The organism is Ramlibacter humi (assembly GCF_004681975.1).
Classification (GTDB): Bacteria; Pseudomonadota; Gammaproteobacteria; order Burkholderiales; family Burkholderiaceae_C; genus Ramlibacter; species Ramlibacter humi.
On record NZ_SMLK01000001.1, the window covers coordinates 1,101,923 to 1,120,137 of the forward strand.

Sequence of the window (18,215 nt, forward strand, 5' to 3'; positions counted from 1 at the left end):
TGCGCGCGGCCCCCGGCGCCAGGCTACGGGTTTGCCCGAGGCCGCGGCCCGCGGCCAGCTCAGCCGGCCGCCGGCACGTCGCCCAGCACGACGGCTTCGTAGGCGTGCAGCGAAGGCAGCCCGCCCGTGTGCAGAAAGAGCACGTTCTCGCCCGGCTTGAAGAAGCCTTCGCGCGCCAGCCCGATCATGCCGGCCATGATCTTGCCGGTGTACACCGGGTCCAGCGGGATGCCTTCGGTGCGGGCCAGCAGTTGCACGGCCTCGACCATCATCTCGTTGGGCACGGAGTACTTGGGCTGCCAGTAGCCGCCCACGCTCTTCACCGCCTCGCGCGGCACGGTGATGCCCATGCCCAGCAGGTCCATCACGGCCTGCGCTTCCTTGTGCACCAGCGGTTCCTGGTCGGCGGGGTCGCGGCTGACGCCGATGCCAACGAGCGGGATGCGGATGTTGTTGCCGAGGAAGCCCGCCACCAGGCCGCCGTGCGTGCCCGAACTGCCCGAGCCGACCACCACGCGGTCGAACGACAGGCCCTGCTCGAACATCTGCTGCTGCAGTTCCTGCGCGCAGGCCACGTAACCCAGGCCGCCCAGCGCGTTGCTGCCGCCACCGGGAACGATGTAGCCCTTGCGGCCTTCGGCGGCCAGTTCTTCGGCGACCTGGCGCATCGCCGCGCCCATGTCGCTGCCGCCGGGCACCACGGTGATCTTCTCCACGCCCATCAGGCGGAACATGAAGTTGTTGCCGCTGGCCTTGGGGTCGTAGCTGTCCTTGACGCGTTCCTCGATGACGAAGCGGCACTTCAGCCCCTCCTTCACCGCGGCCGACAGCGTGATGCGGCAGTGGTTGGACTGCGGCGCGCCGCAGGTGATCAGCGTGTCGGCGCCCTGGGCCAGCGCGTCGGCGACCAGGAACTCCAATTTGCGCGTCTTGTTGCCGCCGGGGAACAGCCCCAGCATGTCGTCGCGCTTGATCCATACGCGCGGGCCCTGGCCGCCCGGGCAGGTGGCCGCCAATGCGGCGGAGAAGTTGGGGAGGAACTCGATCGGAGTGGCGAACGGCGTGTAGCGCCGGCGGGGAAATCTAGAAAGGTCCATCCCCCGATTGTCCCGCAAGTGCGGTGAACGCCTTCACCACTTCGGGCGGCGCCTGCACCAGTTCGATCAGCACGCCTTCGCCGCCGATAGGGAACTCCTCGTTGCCCTTGGGATGCACGAAGCAGATGTCGAATCCCGCCGCACCCTTGCGGATGCCGCCCGGCGCGAAACGCACGCCCTGCCCCTCCAGCCACTTCACCGCCATGGGCAGGTCGTCGATCCACAGGCCGATGTGATTGAGCGGCGTGGCGTGCACCGCGGGCTTCTTGTCCGGGTCCAGCGGCTGCATCAGGTCGACCTCGACCTTGAGCGGGCCGGCACCCAGCGCGCAGATGTCCTCGTCGACGTTCTCGCGCTCGCTGCGGAAGGTGCCGGTGACTTCCAGGCCGAACACGTCGACCCACAGCTTCTTCAGCCGCTGCTTGTCGGGACCGCCGATGGCGACCTGCTGGATGCCCAAGACCTTGAAGGGTCGTTGCGTCATGCGGTTTCCTTCAGGCGAACTCGATGATCGGCTGGTCAACGGTGAGCGACTCCCCCTTGGCCGCCAGCACCTTGCCCACCACGCCGTCGGCGCTGGCGAACAGCACGTTCTCCATCTTCATCGCCTCGATCACGGCAACGCGCTCGCCCGCCTGCACCTTCTGGCCGGGCTGCACCGCCACGTCCACCAGCAGGCCCGGCATGGGCGACAGCACGAAGCGGCTCATGTCCGGCGGCGCCTTGTAGGGCATCAGCTCGTGCAGCGCGGCGGTCTTGGGCGTGAAAACCATGGTCACCAGTTTCGTGCCGTCGTGCGACACCGCAATGGCCAGCGGGTTCTTGCCCACGCCGCGTTCCACCTGCGCCGTGAAGGGCTTGCCGCCCACGGTGCCGCGGATGCGTGCCGCGCCCAGGTGCCAGTTGCTGCAGATCTCGTAGCGCTTGCCGTGGGTCTCCACGATGCTGGAACCCGAGACGGCCTGGAAGTCCGACACCTTCGCGGGCTGGCGCTCGCTCTTGCCGCCTTCGCCCAGCTTCACCACGACGTAGTCTTCGCCCACACGGAACTCGTGCCCGCCCATCTGGCCGCTGATGCCGGCCGAGCGCTGCAGCGCGCGGCGGTTGACGTACGCCGCCAGCGCGACGAGGAAGTCCGGATCGTCGTGCGCCACGTCCTCGGCCCGGAAGCCCTGGCCGTAGTGCTCGGCGATGAAGCCGGTGTTGAACTGGCCGGCCACGAACTGCGGGTGCGCCAGCAGCGCGGCCTGGAAAGGCACGTTGCTGCTGATGCCGCGGATGACGAAGCCGTTGAGCGCCTCGCGCATCTTCGCGATGGCTTCGTTGCGGTCCTTCCCGTGCACGATCAGCTTGGCGATCATGGAGTCGTAGTACATCGGGATCTCGCCGCCCTCGGCGACGCCCGTGTCCACGCGCACGCCGTGCAGGTGCTGCGTGTCCGAAGCCCACATGCTTTCCTTGGGCGCCTGGAATCGCACCAGCCGGCCGGTGGAAGGCAGGAAATTGCGGAACGGGTCTTCCGCGTTGATGCGGCACTCGATGGCCCAGCCTTCGCGCTTCACGTCGGACTGCTTCAGCGGCAGCTTCTCGCCCGCGGCCACGCGGATCATCAGCTCCACCAGGTCCAGGCCGGTGATGCACTCGGTGACCGGGTGCTCCACCTGCAGGCGGGTGTTCATCTCCAGGAAGTAGAACGACTGGTCCTTGCCGACCACGAACTCCACCGTGCCGGCGCTTTCGTACTTCACCGCCTTGGCCAGCGCCACGGCCTGCTCGCCCATGGCCTTGCGCGTGGCGTCGCTGATGAAGGGCGACGGCGCTTCCTCGATCACCTTCTGGTGGCGGCGCTGGATGGAGCACTCGCGCTCGTTCAGGTAGACCACGTTGCCGTGCGAGTCGCCCAGCACCTGGATCTCGATGTGGCGCGGCTCCTCGACGAACTTCTCGATGAACACGCGGTCGTCGCCGAAGCTGTTGCGCGCCTCGTTGCGGCAGGACGTGAAGCCTTCGTACGCTTCCTTGTCGTTGAACGCCACGCGCAGGCCCTTGCCGCCGCCGCCGGCGCTGGCCTTGATCATCACCGGGTAGCCGACGTCCTTGGCGATCTCCACCGCGCGCTCGGGCGATTCGATGGCGTCGTTCCAGCCGGGGATGGTGTTGACCTTCGCCTCCTTGGCCAGCTTCTTGGACGCGATCTTGTCGCCCATCGCCGCGATGGAATAGTGCTTGGGCCCGATGAAGGTGATGCCTTCTTCCTCCACCCGCTTGGCGAAGCCTTCGTTCTCCGACAGGAAACCGTAGCCCGGGTGCACCGCCTCGGCGCCGGTCTGCTTGCACGCCGCGATGATTCGGTCGGCCTGCAGGTAGCTCTCGCGCGAAGGCGCGGCGCCGATGTGCACCGCCTCGTCCGCCAGCTGCACGTGGCGCGCGTCGCGGTCGGCGTCGGAATACACCGCCACGGTGGCGATGCCCATCTTCTTGGCCGTCTTGATGACGCGGCAGGCGATCTCACCGCGGTTGGCGATCAGGATTTTCTTGAACATGTTCTTGGTCACTGGAGGCCGAGCTGCTTGCGCATGGCCAGGTTGCGTTCTTCGGCGCGCTGGTACGCGGGTCGCTGCTTGAGCCGGTCGACGTAGTTCGTGAACACCGGCGCCGGTTCGATCTGCTTGAAATCCAGCATGAAGCGCAGCGTGCCGCCGAACACCACGTCCGCCATGGAGAACGTGTCGCCCAGCACGTACTGCCGGCCGGCGATGGCCGACTCGGCGGCGGCCAGCATCGCGGCGTGGGTGCCCCAGCCGGCGGCGACTTCCTTGACGGGCCAGTCCGTCATCTTCGCCATCACGGCGGGCTCGATCACGCTGGGCGCGAAAAACGACCAGCGCAGGTAGGTACCGCGCGCCGGGTCGCTGACGGCGGGCGCCAGCTGGGGCGCGTAGCGGTCGGCCAGGTACAGCGCGATGGCCGCGGCTTCGGTGACCACGACGTCGCCGTCCACCAGCGTGGGCAGCTTGCCCATCGGGTTCTTCGCGATCAGCTCGGCGCCCTTCTGCTCGCCTTTCATGATGTTGGTCACGCGCAGCTCGCAATCCACGCCGGCTTCTTCCAGCGCCCACAGCGTGCCCGCGGCGCGGGAGTACGGGTGGTAGTACAGGGTCAGTGCCATGGCAGCGTCCTCGCAGGTGTTTTCAGAGGGGGATGTTCCCGTGCTTGCGCCACGGGTTGTCCAGCTTCTTGTCGCGCAGCATCACCAGCGAGCGGCAGATGCGCTTGCGGGTTTCGTGCGGCAGGATGACGTCGTCGATGAAGCCGCGGGCGCCGGCGATGAAGGGGTTGGCGAAGCGGGCCTTGTACTCGGCCTCGCGGGCGGCCAGCTTGGCCGGGTCGCCCTTGTCCTCGCGGAAGATGATCTCCACCGCGCCCTTGGCGCCCATCACGGCGATCTCGGCGTTGGGCCAGGCGAAGTTGACGTCGCCGCGCAGGTGCTTGGAGCTCATCACGTCGTACGCGCCGCCGTAGGCTTTGCGCGTGATGACCGTGATCTTGGGCACCGTGCACTCGGCGTACGCGTACAGCAGCTTGGCGCCGTGCTTGATGATGCCGCCGTATTCCTGGCTGGTGCCCGGCATGAAGCCCGGCACGTCGACGAAGGTGACCACCGGGATGTTGAAGGCGTCGCAGAAGCGCACGAAGCGCGCCGCCTTGATGGAGCTCTTGATGTCCAGGCAGCCCGCCAGCACCAGGGGCTGGTTGGCCACGATGCCCACCGTCTGCCCTTCCATGCGCGCGAAGCCGATGATGATGTTCTTCGCGTACTCGGGCTGCAGCTCGAAGAAGTCGCCGTCGTCCACCGTCTTGGCGATCAGCTCCTTCATGTCGTAGGGCTTGTTCGGGTTGTCCGGCACCAGCGTGTCCAGCGAGAAATCCATGCGGTCCACCGGGTCGTTGCTGGGGCGAATGGGCGGCTTCTCGCGGTTGTTCAGCGGCAGGTAGTTGTACAGGCGGCGCAGCATGATCAGCGCCTCCACGTCGTTCTCGAAGGCGAGGTCGGCCACGCCGCTGCGCGTGGTGTGCGTGCCCGCGCCGCCCAGTTCCTCGGCGGTCACTTCCTCGTGCGTCACGGTCTTCACCACCTCGGGGCCGGTGACGAACATGTACGAGCTGTCGCGCACCATGAAGATGAAGTCGGTCATGGCGGGCGAATACACCGCGCCGCCCGCGCACGGGCCCATGATCATGCTGATCTGCGGCACCACGCCGGAGGCCATCACGTTGCGCTGGAAGACATCGGCGTAGCCGCCGAGCGAAGCCACGCCTTCCTGGATGCGCGCGCCGCCCGAATCGTTCAGGCCGATGACCGGCGCGCCGACCTTCATCGCCTGGTCCATCACCTTGCAGATCTTCTCGGCGTGCGCTTCCGACAGCGCGCCGCCGAAGACGGTGAAGTCCTGGCTGAAGACGAACACCAGCCGGCCGTTGATCATCCCGTAGCCGGTGACCACGCCGTCGCCGGGGATCTTCTGCTTGTCCATGCCGAAGTCGTGCGAGCGGTGCTCCACGAACATGTCCCACTCCTCGAAGGTGCCTTCGTCGAGCAGCAGCTCCAGCCTTTCGCGCGCGGTGAGCTTGCCTTTCTTGTGCTGCGCCTCGATGCGCTTCTCGCCGCCGCCCAGCCGCGCGGCCGCGCGCTTTTTCTCCAGTTGTTCCAGGATGTCCTGCATCAGCTTCTCCGTGTGCTTGTTTCTTCAGGGCTGCCGCGCCACAGCGCGAGCAGTTGCCGGGCGGCCGCCGAGGCGGGCAGCGCCCCGCCCTCGACGTCCGCCGTCATTTCCGCCAGGCGGGCCTGCACCTTGGGGTGCTGCCGGAAGTCCTGCTTCAGGCCCGATTCGATCCGCTCCCACATCCACGCGCGCGACTGGTGCCGGCGGCGGTGCTCCAGGGCGCCGGCGGCCTTCTGCTGCTGCTCGAACCGTCGGACCGTCGCCCAGAACGCGTCCACGCCGGTTCCCTTCAGCGCGCTCAGCTGCATCACCTGCGGCTGCCAGGTGCGCTCGCGGCCATGCTGCGTGAACAGGCGTAGCGCGCTGGTGATCTGGGCCTGCGCGCGCGTGGCGGCGTCGGCGTCGATGTCGGCCTTGTTGATCACCACCAGGTCGGCGAGCTCCATCACGCCCTTCTTGATCGCCTGCAGGTCGTCGCCGGCATTGGGCAGTTGCATCAGCACGAACATGTCGGTCATGCCGGACACCGCGGTTTCGCTCTGGCCGACGCCGACCGTCTCGACGATGACGATGTCGTACCCGGCGGCTTCGCAAACCAGCATCGCCTCGCGCGTCTTCTCCGCCACGCCGCCCAGCGTGCCGCCGGAGGGGCTGGGACGGATGTAGGCCTGGGGGTGGACGGACAGGTGCTCCATCCGCGTCTTGTCGCCCAGGATGGAGCCGCCGGACACGCTGCTGGAAGGATCGATGGTGAGCACCGCCACGCGGTGCCCCTGTTCGATGAGGTACAGCCCCAGCGCCTCGATGAACGTGCTCTTGCCCACGCCGGGCACACCCGAGATGCCCAGCCGCAGCGAGTTGCCCGAGTGCGGCAGCAATTCGGTGAGCAGCTCGTCGCCCTGCGCGCGATGGTCCGGTCGCGTCGATTCCAGCAGCGTGATCGACTTCGCGATGGCACGGCGCTGCTGCGCGGCGTCGCCGTGCAGCACTTGTTCCGCAAGCGGCGTTGGCCCCCCGGCCCGTTCGGGCTGAGCTTGTCGAAGCGCTGTGGCCGGCTCCCCGCCACCCCGCTCAGGCTGAGCTTGTCGAAGCCCATTCCCGGAGGCCGATTTCGCGAGTTCCCTCACCCGATCCCAATCACCGGCAATCAACGCTTCCTTCTTCGCCCGTGACCAGCCCTTGATCTGCTGCTCGAACGCCAGTGCACCCTCACGCGTCTCGAACTCGCCTTGCCACACCAGCTCCACCGGTTTGCGGGTCGAGGTGTACCCGATGGCGCCGTCGTGGTGCTGCGCCATCCGGGTCTCCAGGTCGTCCGTGTGGCCGGCGTAATAGGAGCCGTCGGCGCAACGCAGGAGGTAGGTGTGGAATGGCTTCACGACGGTCGGGGCCTGGCTTCGACAAGCTCAGCCCGAACGGGGTGGGGGAGCTCGGCCCGAACGGAGCCATCGCGAGCCGGGAGCGGGGCTTCGACAAGCTCAGCTCGAACGGTATCGCGGGTCATCAGGCGGCCTGCGCCTTGCGGATCTGTTCCAGCACGTCCTTCGCGCTGGCCGGAATCGGGGTGCCGGGGCCGTAGATGCCCTTGACGCCCGCTTCGTACAGGAAGCCGTAGTCCTGCTGCGGGATCACGCCACCGACGAACACGATGATGTCGTCGGCGCCCTGCTTCTTCAGCTCCTCGATGATGGCGGGCACCAGCGTCTTGTGGCCGGCCGCCAGCGTGGACACGCCCACCGCGTGCACGTCGTTCTCGATGGCCTGCCGCGCGCATTCCTCGGGGGTCTGGAACAACGGCCCCATGTCGACGTCGAAGCCGAGATCCGCGTACGCGGTGGCCACCACCTTGGCGCCGCGGTCGTGGCCGTCCTGGCCCAGCTTGGCGATCATCACGCGCGGCCGGCGGCCCTGCTCCTGGGCGAAACCGTCGATCTCGCCCTTCAGTTTGTCCCAGCCCTCGGCCGAGTCGTAGGCAGCTGCGTACACGCCGGTCACCTTTTGCGTATCGGCGCGGTGGCGCCCGAAGACCTTCTCCAGCGCGTCCGACACTTCGCCGACGGTGGCGCGGTGCCGGATGGCCTCGATGCTCAGGGCCAGCAGGTTGCCCTCGTTCTTTTCGGCCGCGCCGGTCAGCGCATCCAGCGCCGCACGCACCTTGGCGGCGTCGCGCGTCGCGCGGATCTTCTCCAGCCGCGCCACCTGCTGCTGGCGCACCTTGTTGTTGTCGACTTCCAGGATCTCGACCGGGTCTTCCTTGGCCAGCCTGTACTTGTTGACCCCGACGATCACGTCCTTGCCCGAATCGATGCGGGCCTGCTTCTCCGCCGCCGCCGCCTCGATCTTCAGCTTGGCCCAGCCCGAGTCCACCGCGCGCGTCATGCCGCCCATGGCCTCGACTTCCTCGATGATCTTCCAGGCCGCGTCGGCCATGTCCTGGGTCAGCTTCTCCATCAGGTAGCTGCCCGCCCAGGGGTCGATCACGTTGGTGATGTGCGTCTCTTCCTGGATGATCAGCTGCGTGTTGCGCGCGATGCGCGAGGAGAACTCCGACGGCAGCGCGATCGCCTCGTCGAAGCTGTTGGTGTGCAGCGACTGCGTGCCGCCGAACACCGCGGCCATGGCTTCGATGGTGGTGCGCACGACGTTGTTGTACGGGTCCTGCTCGGTCAGCGACCAGCCCGAGGTCTGGCAGTGCGTGCGCAGCATCAGGCTCTTGGGGTTCTTCGCGCCGAAGCCCTTCATGATGCGGCACCACAGGAGGCGCGCCGCGCGCATCTTGGCGATCTCCAGGTAGAAGTTCATGCCGATCGCCCAGAAGAACGAAAGGCGGCCCGCGAAGTCGTCCACGTCCAGGCCCTTGGCCATGGCGGTCTTCACGTACTCCTTGCCGTCGGCCAGCGTGAACGCCAGCTCCAGCGCCTGGTTGGCCCCCGCCTCCTGCATGTGGTAGCCGGAGATCGAGATCGAGTTGAACTTCGGCATGTTCCTGGCCGTGTACTCGATGATGTCGCCGATGATCCGCATGCTCGGCTGGGGCGGGTAGATGTAGGTGTTGCGGACCATGAACTCCTTGAGGATGTCGTTCTGGATGGTCCCCGACAGCTGGTCCTGCCGCACGCCCTGCTCTTCCGCCGCCACCACGTAGCCCGCCAGCACGGGCAGCACCGCGCCGTTCATGGTCATGGACACCGACACCTTGTCCAGCGGGATGCCGTCGAACAGCACCTTCATGTCCTCGACCGAGTCGATGGCCACGCCGGCCTTGCCGACGTCGCCCGTCACGCGCGGATGGTCGCTGTCGTAGCCGCGGTGGGTGGCCAGGTCGAAAGCCACCGACACGCCCTGCCCGCCGGCGGCCAGCGCGCGGCGGTAGAACGCGTTGGATTCCTCGGCGGTGGAGAAGCCCGCGTACTGGCGGATGGTCCACGGGCGCACCGAGTACATCGTGGCCTGCGGGCCGCGCACGTAAGGCTCGAAGCCGGGCAGCGTGTCGGTGTGCCGCAGGTGCTTCAGGTCCTCGGCCGTGTACAGCGGCTTGACGGCGATGCCGTCGGGCGTCACCCAGTTGAGGGCGTCCACCTGGCCGCCGGGCGCCGACTTGGCGGCGGCCTTGGCCCAGGCTTCCAGGCCGGCGGGCGTGAATTCGGGGGAGCTGCTCATGGGAGGAAAACCGTTGTCCTTGCGGGAAAGATGCATGTTACCGCATTCATAATTATTGATAAAAAATTCGCACAACCCTAGAATCCGCTGCATGTCCGCCGTTTCGCTCGCCCCGCGCGCCCTCTACGAAGAGGTGGCGGAGCTTTTGCGGCAGCGCATTTTCCGCCGCGAGCTGGAGCCCGGCGGCTGGATCGACGAAGTGAAGATCGCGCAGGAATTCGGCATCAGCCGCACGCCCCTGCGCGAGGCGCTGAAGGTGCTTGCCGCCGAAGGCCTGGTGACCATGAAGGTGCGGCGCGGCGCCTACGTCACCGAGGTGTCGGAGCAGGACCTGGCCGAGGTCTACCACCTGCTCTCGCTGCTGGAGAGCGATGCCGCCGCCGTGGTGGCGCAGAAGGCCAGCGCGGCCGAGCTGCACGAGCTGCAGGCGCTGCACAAGGACCTGGAAGCGGCGGTGAAGGACCGCGAGAAGTTCTTCGCGCTGAACGAGCGCTTCCACATGCGCCTGCTGGAGATCGCCGGCAACCGCTGGCGCAACCAGATGGTGGCCGACCTGCGCAAGGTGATGAAGCTGCACCGCCACAACTCGCTGCTGAAGTCGGGGCGCATCGGCGAAAGCCTGGCCGAGCACCGCCAGGTGATGAAGGCCATCGAGAAGCGTGACGCGGGCGCGGCGATGGAGCGCATGCAGCAGCACTTCCGCAGCGGGCTGGAAGCGGCCGCCTGACCGCCGGTCGGCGCAGGCACAGCCGTACACGACTCCAACACCCGCACACACACGCCGTGGCGGGCGGCTCCTAAATTAGTCCCACGGCCGTGCCAGGAGAGCACGGGACCAGTGATCAGGGAGCACCTCGATGAAGCGTCTTTCCATCCCCGCCGCGCTGGGCGCCACGCTGCTGGCGCTGGGCGGCTGCGCCGCGCCCTACGCGGTCGACTACAACCGCGTCTCCGTGCGCGACCAGCACTTCTACATGCCCGGCCTGAACTGGGACCCGAGGCCCACGGCCGTGGTCACGGCGGGACCGGACGGCATGCTGGTGGGCCGGGGCGGCGACGCACCTGCCGCGGCGGTGGCTGTCGTCATGCAGGACGGCCAGGCGCGGCTGGTGTCGCAGCAGACGCTGGCTTCGATGAACCAGCAGGGCACGGGTGCGATGGGCTCGGCGCCCGCACCGGCCACGCCGGCGCCGGCTCGCTGACAGCGGTCAGCGGCTGGAAGCGACCGCGGCGTTCGACGGGGCCACCGGGCCCAGCACGATCATGCCGTTGCGCACTTCGGCGCGCGTGGCGGCCGGCGCGGCCATGCGCACGACGCGGCCGTCGGCGCCCGGCTTGAATTCCACCGTGGGGCGGACCGAATCTTCCAGCGTGGCGGTCTGCGCGTAGGTGCGCAGCGGCACCTGCGACCAGTTGGCGGCGGTGGTGGCGCGCGGCTGGCCGGCGCAGCCGGCCAGGGCCAGCAGCGCCGCGGCGGCGGCCAGGCGGGAAGCGGAAACAGCGGTACGGGTCATGGCAAAGGCTCCAGGTTCGGAGCCCGCACGACCGCGAGCCCCCTCACCTGCTTCCTTCGGCAGCGCCCGCCGCCGCTGATTAGGGCGATTGCCTAAGCGGCGCCGCGAGGCGGTCCTCAGAACGCCGCGATGCCCGTCTGCGCGCGCCCCAGGATCAGCGCGTGGATGTCGTGCGTGCCTTCGTAGGTGTTCACCACCTCCAGGTTCACCAGGTGCCGCGCCACGCCGAATTCGTCGCTGATGCCGTTGCCGCCCATCATGTCGCGCGCCAGCCGCGCGATGTCCAGCGCCTTGCCGCAGCTGTTGCGCTTCATGATCGAGGTGATCTCCACCGACGCGGTGCCTTCGTCCTTCATGCGGCCCAGGCGCAGGCAACCCTGCAGGCCCAGCGTGATCTCGGTCTGCATGTCGGCCAGCTTCTTCTGGATCAGCTGGTTGGCCGCCAGCGGCTTGCCGAACTGCTTGCGGTCCAGCGTGTACTGGCGCGCGCGGAACCAGCAGTCTTCGGCCGCGCCCAGCGCGCCCCAGGCGATGCCGTAGCGCGCGGAATTCAGGCAGGTGAACGGGCCCTTGAGGCCGCGCACTTCGGGGAAGGCGTTCTCCTCGGGGCAGAACACCTCGTCCATCACGATCTCGCCGGTGGTGGACGCGCGCAGGCCCACCTTGCCGTGGATCTTGGGCGCCGACAGGCCCTTCCAGCCCTTCTCCAGCACGAAGCCGCGGATGGCGCCCTCGTCGTCCTTGGCCCAGACGACGAACACGTCGGCGAAGGGCGAGTTGGAGATCCACATCTTGCTGCCGGTGAGCTTGTAGCCGCCATCGACCTTGCGCGCGCGCGTCACCATGCTGCCGGGGTCGGACCCGTGGTTGGGCTCGGTCAGGCCGAAGCAGCCGATCCACTCGCCCGTGGCCAGCTTGGGCAGGTACTTCTGCTTGGTCTGCTCATTGCCGAATTCGAAGATCGGCACCATCACCAGCGACGACTGCACGCTCATCATCGAACGGTAGCCCGAGTCCACGCGTTCGACCTCGCGCGCGATCAGGCCGTAGCTGACGTAGTTGAGGCCGGCGCCGCCGTACTGCTCGGGGATGGTGGGGCCCAGCAGGCCCAGCTCGCCCATCTCGCGGAACACGGCGGTGTCGGAGCTTTCGGCGCGGAAAGCTTCCAGCACGCGCGGGGCCAGCTTTTCCTGGCAGTACGCTTGGGCGGCGTCGCGCACGGCGCGCTCGTCGTCCGTCAGCTGCTGGTCCAGCAGCAGCGGGTCGGCCCAGTGGAACGTGGCCTTGGTTGCCATGAAAAGCTCCTGAAAAAGTGTCAGTCCGGCAGGACCGCGGTGACCTCGATCTCGACCTTGGCCCGGTCCTCGATCAGCGCCTTCACCTCCACCGCCGTCATGGCGATGTCGTAGTGGCCGATGCACTCGCGGAAGGCGGCGCCCACCTGCTTGCCGGCCGCGAGGTACTCGCGCTTGTCGGTGACGTACCAGGTCATCCGGACGATATTCTCGGGCTTCCCGCCCGCGGCCTTCAGCACGTCGGCGACATTCTGCAGCGCCTGGCGGGCCTGCTCGCCGAAATCGTCGCTGTGGAACCGGCCGTTCGCGTCCCAGCCGATCATGCCGGCGATGTACAGCTGGCGCCCCCTGGCGAGCACCGCGTTGGCGTATCCCTTCGGCCGCGGCCAGCCGGCCGGCAGCACCACCTGGTGCGTCATGGCTTGTCTCCCTTCAGGTCCTTGAGCAGTTCGCGCGCGATGATGAGCTGCTGCACTTCGCTCGCGCCTTCGTAGATGCGCAGCGCGCGGATGTCGCGGTACAGCGTCTCCACCGGCTGGCCGCTGACCACGCCCGCCCCGCCGAACAGCTGCACGGCGGCGTCGATCACCTGCTGCGCGCCTTCGGTGGCCGTGAGCTTGGCCATCGCCGCCTCGCGCGTGACGTTGCGGCCCTGGTCGCGTTGCCAGGCGGCGCGGTAGACCAGCAACGCGGCGCTGTCGATCGTCGTCGCCATCTGCGCCAGCTTCGCTTGGGTGAGCTGGAAGTCGGCCAGCGTCTGGTTGAACATCTTGCGCGTGGTGGCGCGCTGCAGCGCCTCGTCCAGCGCGCGGCGGGCGAAGCCCAGCGCCGCCGCCGCCACCGAGGTGCGGAAGACATCCAGCGTGCGCATCGCCACCTTGAAGCCTTCGCCCGCCTCGCCGATGCGCTTGGACAGCGGGATGCGGCAATCGGTGAACCTCAGGCGCGCCAGCGGGTGCGGCGCGATCACCTCGATGCGCTCGGCGATCTCGAAGCCCCGCGTGCCGGCGTCGACGATGAACGCGCTGATGCCGCGAGCGCCGGGCGCCTCACCCGTGCGGGCGAAGACCACATAGAAATCGGCGATGCCGCCATTGGAGATCCAGGTCTTCTCGCCGTTCAGCACCACCTCGCCGCCTTCGACGCGGGCCGAGCACTGCATGGCCGCGACATCGGAGCCCGCTTCCGGCTCCGACAGCGCGAAGGCCGCGATGGCTTCGCCACGGGCCACGCGCGGCAGGTAGTGCTCCTTCTGCGGCGCCGTGCCCTGCAGGCTGATCGCGCCGGAGCCCAGGCCCTGCATCGCGAAGGCGAAGTCCGCCAGGCCGCTGTGGCGCGCCAGTGTTTCGCGGATCAGGCAGATGGCGCGCGTGTCGATGGAAGGCGCGGCGCCGTGCGAGCCGCCGACAGCGTGCTTCAGCCAGCCACCGGTGCCCAGCGACTTCACCAGCGCGCGGCATTCGGCGTCCACGTCCAGGCCGTGCGTATGGGGCACGTTCTTCGTGGCCCACTCGTCCAGCGCCAGCGCCAGTTCGCGATGGCGCGGCTCCAGGAAAGGCCAGTCCAGGTAGTGGCGGTCGGCCATGTCAATTGCCCTCGAACACCGGCTTCTGCTTCGCCACGAACGCGTGGTAGGCGCGCTTGAAGTCCTCGGTCAGCATGCAGATGGCCTGCGCCTGCGCCTCGGCTTCGATGGCCTGCTCCAACGTCATCGCCCACTCCTGGTGGAGCATGGTCTTGGTGATGCCGTTGGCGAACGTCGGGCCGGCGGCCACGTCGGCGGCGAGCTTCCGCGCTTCGGCCAGCACGGCGTCCGGCTCGCACAGCCGGTTGAAGAAGCCCCAGCGCTCGCCCTCCTCGCCCGACATGGAGCGGCCGGTGTACAGCAGCTCCGACGCGCGGCCCTGGCCGATGATGCGCGGCAGGATGGCGCACGCGCCCATGTCGCAGCCGGCCAGTCCGACGCGGTTGAAGAGGAACGCGGTCTTGCTGCGCGCGGTGCCCAGGCGCAGGTCAGAGGACATCGCGACGATGGCGCCCGCGCCGGCGCACACGCCGTCCACCGCCGCGACGATGGGCTGCGGGCAGGCGCGCATGGCTTTCACCAGGTCGCCCGTCATGCGCGTGAACATCAGCAGCTCCGGCGCGGACAGGCGCACCAGCGGGCCGATGATCTCGTGCACGTCGCCGCCCGAGCAGAAGTTGCCGCCCTCGCCCGTCACCACCACCGCCTGCACGTCGGTCGCGTAGCGCAGCTGGCCGAACAGGTCGCGCAACTCCGCGTACGAATCGAAGGTCAGCGGGTTCTTGCGCTCGGGCCGGTTCAGCGTGACCGTGGCCACCTTGCCGTCCACCGACCAGCCGAAATGCTTCGCGGCGTAGCCGGCCAGCCGGCGGCGGTTGCCGGCTTCCAGCGCGGGGTCCAGCCGCGGCGCGTTGTCGTTGCCCATGGTGTCTCCTGTCGTCCGTCGTTCGTGAAAGGGGGGTCAGACGCCCTGCGCCAGGTTCGCCTGCTCCAGCGGCGAGAGGCTGGCCGCCTGCACGGCCATGGCGCGCTCGCGCTCCAGGTTGCGCTCCAGCTGCGACTTGCCCGAGAGGTACTGCACCGGCCAGCGCACGTCGTGGTAGCCCAGCTTCGCGCCTTCCAGCAGCGTCCACGCCGGGTTGGCCAGGTGCGGCCGCGCGATGGCGCACAGGTCGGCGCGGCCCGCCGCGATGATGCTGTTGACGTGGTCGGCTTCGAAGATGGCGCCCACCGCCATCGTCGCGATGCCCGCTTCGTTGCGCACGCGGTCGGCGAAAGGCGTCTGGTACATGCGGCCGTACACCGGGCGCTGCTTCTTGCTCACCTGGCCCGAGGAGCAATCCACCAGGTCGCAGCCCGCGGCCTTGAAAGCCCTGGCGATCTCCACCGCGTCGTCGGGCGTGATGCCGCCCTCCACCCAGTCGTGCGCCGAGATGCGCACCGACATCGGCAGGTGCTGCGGCCACGCGGCACGCATGGCGCGGAACACTTCCAGCGGGTAACGCAGGCGGTTGTCCAGCGAGCCGCCGTAGTCGTCGGTGCGCTGGTTGGTCAGCGGCGAAATGAAGCTCGACAGCAGGTAGCCGTGCGCGCAGTGCAGCTCCAGCCAGTCGAAGCCGGCTTCGGCCGCGAAGCGCGTGCTGCGCACGAAGTCGTCGCGCACGCGGTCCATGTCTTCGCGCGTCATCGCACGCGACCAGTCGCTGATGCCGTCCAGGTATTGCTGAGGCGAAGCCGAGATCAGCGGCCAGTTGCCGGCTTCCAGGGGCTGGTCCTCGCCTTCCCACGGCACTCGGGTCGAACCCTTAGGTCCGGCGTGGCCCAGCTGCATCGCGATCTTCGCGTCGGTGTTGGAGTGGACGAAATCGACGATGCGCCTGAAGCCATCGCGCTGCGCTTCGTTCCACAAGCCCGGGCAGCCCGGCGTGATGCGCGCGTCCGGCGAAGGACAGGTCATTTCCACCACGACCATGCCCGCGCCGCCCATCGCGCGCGAGCCCAGGTGCACCAGGTGGTAGTCGGCCGGCTGGCCGTCCGCGCACGAGTACTGCGCCATCGGCGACACCACCACGCGGTTCTTCAGCGCGATGGAGCGCAGCTTGAACGGCGTGAACATCGGCGGCACCGGCTGCTGCGCGGGCTTGCGCTGCAGGCCGGCCGCTTCGGCGATCCAGTCTTCGTACTGCTCCACGTAGCGCCTGTCGCGCAGCCGCAGGTTCTCGTGGCTGATGCGCTGGCTGCGCGTGAGCAGCGAGTAGGCGAACTGCTCGGGCGGCAGGTTCACGTAGCGGTCCACGTTCTCGAACCACTCGGTGGAATTGCGCGCGGCGTTCTGGATCTTCAGCACCTCGACGCTGCGCGCGGCTTCGTAGTCGGCCAGGGCCTGCCGCAACCGGCCGTCCTGAGCCGGAACCCGATCGCCCTGAGCTTGTCGAAGGGTCGACCGGCCGATGCAGCGCGCCAGCTCGATCGAATCCTCCAGCGCCAGCTTGGTGCCCGAGCCGATGGAGAAATGCGCCGTGTGCGCGGCGTCGCCCATCAGCACGACCGGCTGGCGGCCGTTGTGGTGCACCCAGGTGCCGCAGACCACGCGCGGAAAGCGGATCCACTGCGCCGAGCCGCGCAGGTGCGACGCGTTGGACATCAGCGGGTGGCCGTCCAGGTACTTGGCGAAGAGACGCTCGCAATAGGCGATGGACTCTTCCTTCTCCATCCGGTCCAGTCCGGCCTTCAGCCACACCTCTTCCGGCGTCTCGACGATGAAGGTGCTGGTGTCGCCGTCGAACTGATAGGCGTGCGCCTGGAACCAGCCGTGCTCGGTCTCCTCGAACGCGAAGGTGAACGCCTCGAACTTCTTGTGCGTGCCCAGCCAGACGAAGCGGCACAGGCGCAGGTCGATGTCGGGCCGATAGAACGCTTCGTACTTCTTGCGGATGCGGCTGTTCAGGCCGTCGCTGGCGACGATGAGGTCGGCGTCGGGGTACTGCTCGTCGCCCTGCACGTCGGTTTCGAAAACCAGCTTGACGCCCAGTTCCTCGCAGCGTTCCTGCAGGATGTTCAGCAGGCGCTTGCGGCCGATGCCGCAGAAGCCGTGGCCGCCCGAGCGGATGCGGTGGCCGCGGATGTTGACCTCGATGTCGTCCCAGTGGTTGAACGCGCCGAGGATCTTCCCCGCCGTTTCCGGGTCGGCCACCTGCAGGTTGCCCAGCGTCTGGTCGGAGAACACCACGCCCCAGCCGAAGGTGTCGTAGGGCTTGTTGCGCTCGACCACCGTGATGTCGTGCCGTGGGTCCTGCTTCTTCATCAGGAGCGCGAAGTACAGGCCGGCCGGGCCGCCGCCGATGCAGACGATCTTCATGCAGGACCCTTCCCAAAAGCTACAAACCTAGATATTTCAAGTTTAAAGTATCTGGCCGCGGCAAGCCAGTGGGACCGGCGGTTTCCGGATCAGGCGGCCAGGACCGCCGAACCTTGGGCGCGCGCCATCACTTCGCGCGGATCCAGCACCTTCAGCCGGTGGTCGCTCCACACCTGCCGCCAGCGCCGCGCGCCCGGCAGGCCGTTGCGAAGGCCGAGCATGTGGCGGGCGATGGATCCCCACGGCGTGCCGCGCGCTTCGCGCTCGCGCACCATGTACTCGACCATCTTCGCTTCCACTTCCTCGCGTGTCAGGCTGGACGGCTGCCCGCCGTAGAACGACTCGTCCCACGACGCCAGCCACCAGGGGTTGTGGTACGCCTCGCGGCCCAGCATCGCGCCGTCCAGGTGCCGCAGTTCGTTCTCGACCTGCCCGGTGGTGGTCAGGCCGCCGTTGATGACGAACAGCAGGTCCGGGAAGTCCTGCTTCAGCTGGCGCACCCGCTCGTAGCGCAGCGGGGGCACCTCGCGGTTTTCCTTCGGCGACAGGCCCTTCAGCCAGGCGTTGCGCGCGTGGACGATGAAGACCCGGCAGCCCGCTTGCGCCACCGTGCCGACGAAGTCGCGCACGAAGCCGTAGCTCTCGTCCTGGTCGATGCCGATGCGGTGCTTCACCGTCACCGGTACATCGACCACGTCGGCCATCGCCTTCACGCAGTCGGCCACCAGCTTCGGCTCGGCCATCAGGCAGGCGCCGAACGAGCCGCGCTGCACCCGCTCGCTGGGGCAGCCGCAGTTGAGGTTGATCTCGTCGTAACCCCAGCGCACGCCCAGCTTCGCGCAATGCGCCAGCTCATCGGGTTCGCTGCCGCCGAGCTGCAGCGCCACCGGATGCTCGGAAGCGTCGAAATCGAGGTGGCGCGGCACGTCGCCGTGCACCAGCGCGCCGGTGGTCACCATCTCGGTGTAGAGCAGCGCATGCCGGCTCAGCAGACGGTGGAAATAGCGGCAGTGGCGGTCGGTCCAGTCCATCATCGGCGCGA

At 68.2% G+C, this 18,215-nt stretch carries 16 protein-coding genes and 1 pseudogene; 2 read left to right on the plus strand and 15 right to left on the minus strand.

Features of this window, described 5'->3' with window-relative positions:
- Positions 1–59 precede the first annotated feature (59 nt).
- The 8 genes and pseudogenes from cuyA to scpA form a co-directional block, all read right to left on the minus strand.
- Positions 60–1,097: a D-cysteate sulfo-lyase gene (gene cuyA / locus EZ216_RS05060; protein WP_135248467.1), complete on the minus strand. Its 1,038-nt coding sequence runs from the start codon at positions 1,095–1,097 to the stop codon at positions 60–62.
- A complete protein-coding gene (locus EZ216_RS05065; RefSeq protein WP_135248468.1) occupies positions 1,084–1,581 on the minus strand; it encodes a VOC family protein in 498 nt (165 codons plus the stop codon). The genes cuyA and EZ216_RS05065 overlap by 14 nt, the downstream gene beginning before the upstream one ends.
- A gap of 10 nt (positions 1,582–1,591) precedes the next feature.
- Positions 1,592–3,640: an acetyl-CoA carboxylase biotin carboxylase subunit gene (gene accC / locus EZ216_RS05070; protein WP_135248469.1), complete on the minus strand. Its 2,049-nt coding sequence runs from the start codon at positions 3,638–3,640 to the stop codon at positions 1,592–1,594.
- Positions 3,641–3,648: 8 nt separating this feature from the next.
- Positions 3,649–4,266 (minus strand): glutathione S-transferase family protein, encoded by a 618-nt coding sequence (locus EZ216_RS05075; protein ID WP_135248470.1) that lies wholly within the window; start codon positions 4,264–4,266, stop codon positions 3,649–3,651.
- A gap of 22 nt (positions 4,267–4,288) precedes the next feature.
- A complete protein-coding gene (locus EZ216_RS05080) occupies positions 4,289–5,821 on the minus strand; it encodes an acyl-CoA carboxylase subunit beta (protein ID WP_135248471.1) in 1,533 nt (510 codons plus the stop codon).
- Positions 5,821–6,810: a methylmalonyl Co-A mutase-associated GTPase MeaB gene (gene meaB, locus EZ216_RS05085; protein ID WP_167772850.1), complete on the minus strand. Its 990-nt coding sequence runs from the start codon at positions 6,808–6,810 to the stop codon at positions 5,821–5,823. The genes EZ216_RS05080 and meaB overlap by 1 nt, the downstream gene beginning before the upstream one ends.
- A 180-nt stretch (positions 6,811–6,990) precedes the next feature.
- Positions 6,991–7,200, minus strand: a pseudogene (locus tag EZ216_RS21755) (GIY-YIG nuclease family protein); the annotation flags it as partial.
- A 124-nt stretch (positions 7,201–7,324) separates the two neighbouring features.
- Positions 7,325–9,481: a methylmalonyl-CoA mutase gene (scpA, locus tag EZ216_RS05090; RefSeq protein ID WP_135248473.1), complete on the minus strand. Its 2,157-nt coding sequence runs from the start codon at positions 9,479–9,481 to the stop codon at positions 7,325–7,327.
- 91 nt (positions 9,482–9,572) lie between these two features.
- Between scpA and EZ216_RS05095 the strand changes: the two genes are divergently transcribed.
- Both EZ216_RS05095 and EZ216_RS05100 read left to right on the plus strand, forming a co-directional pair.
- The gene (locus tag EZ216_RS05095; RefSeq protein WP_135248474.1) at positions 9,573–10,208 is read left to right on the plus strand and encodes a GntR family transcriptional regulator; all 636 of its coding nucleotides are present in this window, start codon (positions 9,573–9,575) and stop codon (positions 10,206–10,208) included.
- Positions 10,209–10,338: 130 nt separating this feature from the next.
- On the plus strand, positions 10,339–10,683 hold the full coding sequence (locus EZ216_RS05100; RefSeq protein WP_135248475.1) for a hypothetical protein: 345 nt from the start codon (positions 10,339–10,341) through the stop codon (positions 10,681–10,683).
- A gap of 6 nt (positions 10,684–10,689) precedes the next feature.
- On the opposite strand, the gene EZ216_RS05105 is transcribed toward EZ216_RS05100, so the two are convergent.
- The 7 genes from EZ216_RS05105 to dusA all read right to left on the minus strand — a co-directional run bounded on the left by EZ216_RS05105 (position 10,690) and on the right by dusA (position 18,207).
- Entirely contained in the window at positions 10,690–10,995 is a 306-nt protein-coding gene (locus EZ216_RS05105; RefSeq protein WP_135248476.1) for a hypothetical protein, read from the minus strand.
- A 116-nt stretch (positions 10,996–11,111) separates the two neighbouring features.
- Positions 11,112–12,290: an acyl-CoA dehydrogenase gene (locus tag EZ216_RS05110; protein ID WP_135248477.1), complete on the minus strand. Its 1,179-nt coding sequence runs from the start codon at positions 12,288–12,290 to the stop codon at positions 11,112–11,114.
- Between the two features lie 20 nt (positions 12,291–12,310).
- Complete coding sequence (locus EZ216_RS05115; RefSeq protein WP_135248478.1) at positions 12,311–12,709, minus strand: RidA family protein; 399 nt, start codon at positions 12,707–12,709, stop codon at positions 12,311–12,313.
- Entirely contained in the window at positions 12,706–13,875 is a 1,170-nt protein-coding gene (locus EZ216_RS05120; RefSeq protein ID WP_135248479.1) for an acyl-CoA dehydrogenase family protein, read from the minus strand. Before EZ216_RS05120 ends, EZ216_RS05115 begins: the two co-directional genes overlap by 4 nt.
- 1 nt (position 13,876) lies before the next feature.
- Positions 13,877–14,740 (minus strand): enoyl-CoA hydratase family protein, encoded by an 864-nt coding sequence (locus tag EZ216_RS05125; protein WP_135248480.1) that lies wholly within the window; start codon positions 14,738–14,740, stop codon positions 13,877–13,879.
- A gap of 36 nt (positions 14,741–14,776) precedes the next feature.
- Entirely contained in the window at positions 14,777–17,173 is a 2,397-nt protein-coding gene (locus EZ216_RS05130; protein ID WP_135248481.1) for a bifunctional salicylyl-CoA 5-hydroxylase/oxidoreductase, read from the minus strand.
- A gap of 89 nt (positions 17,174–17,262) precedes the next feature.
- On the minus strand, positions 17,263–18,207 hold the full coding sequence (dusA, locus tag EZ216_RS05135; protein WP_135249118.1) for a tRNA dihydrouridine(20/20a) synthase DusA: 945 nt from the start codon (positions 18,205–18,207) through the stop codon (positions 17,263–17,265).
- Positions 18,208–18,215 lie beyond the last annotated feature (8 nt).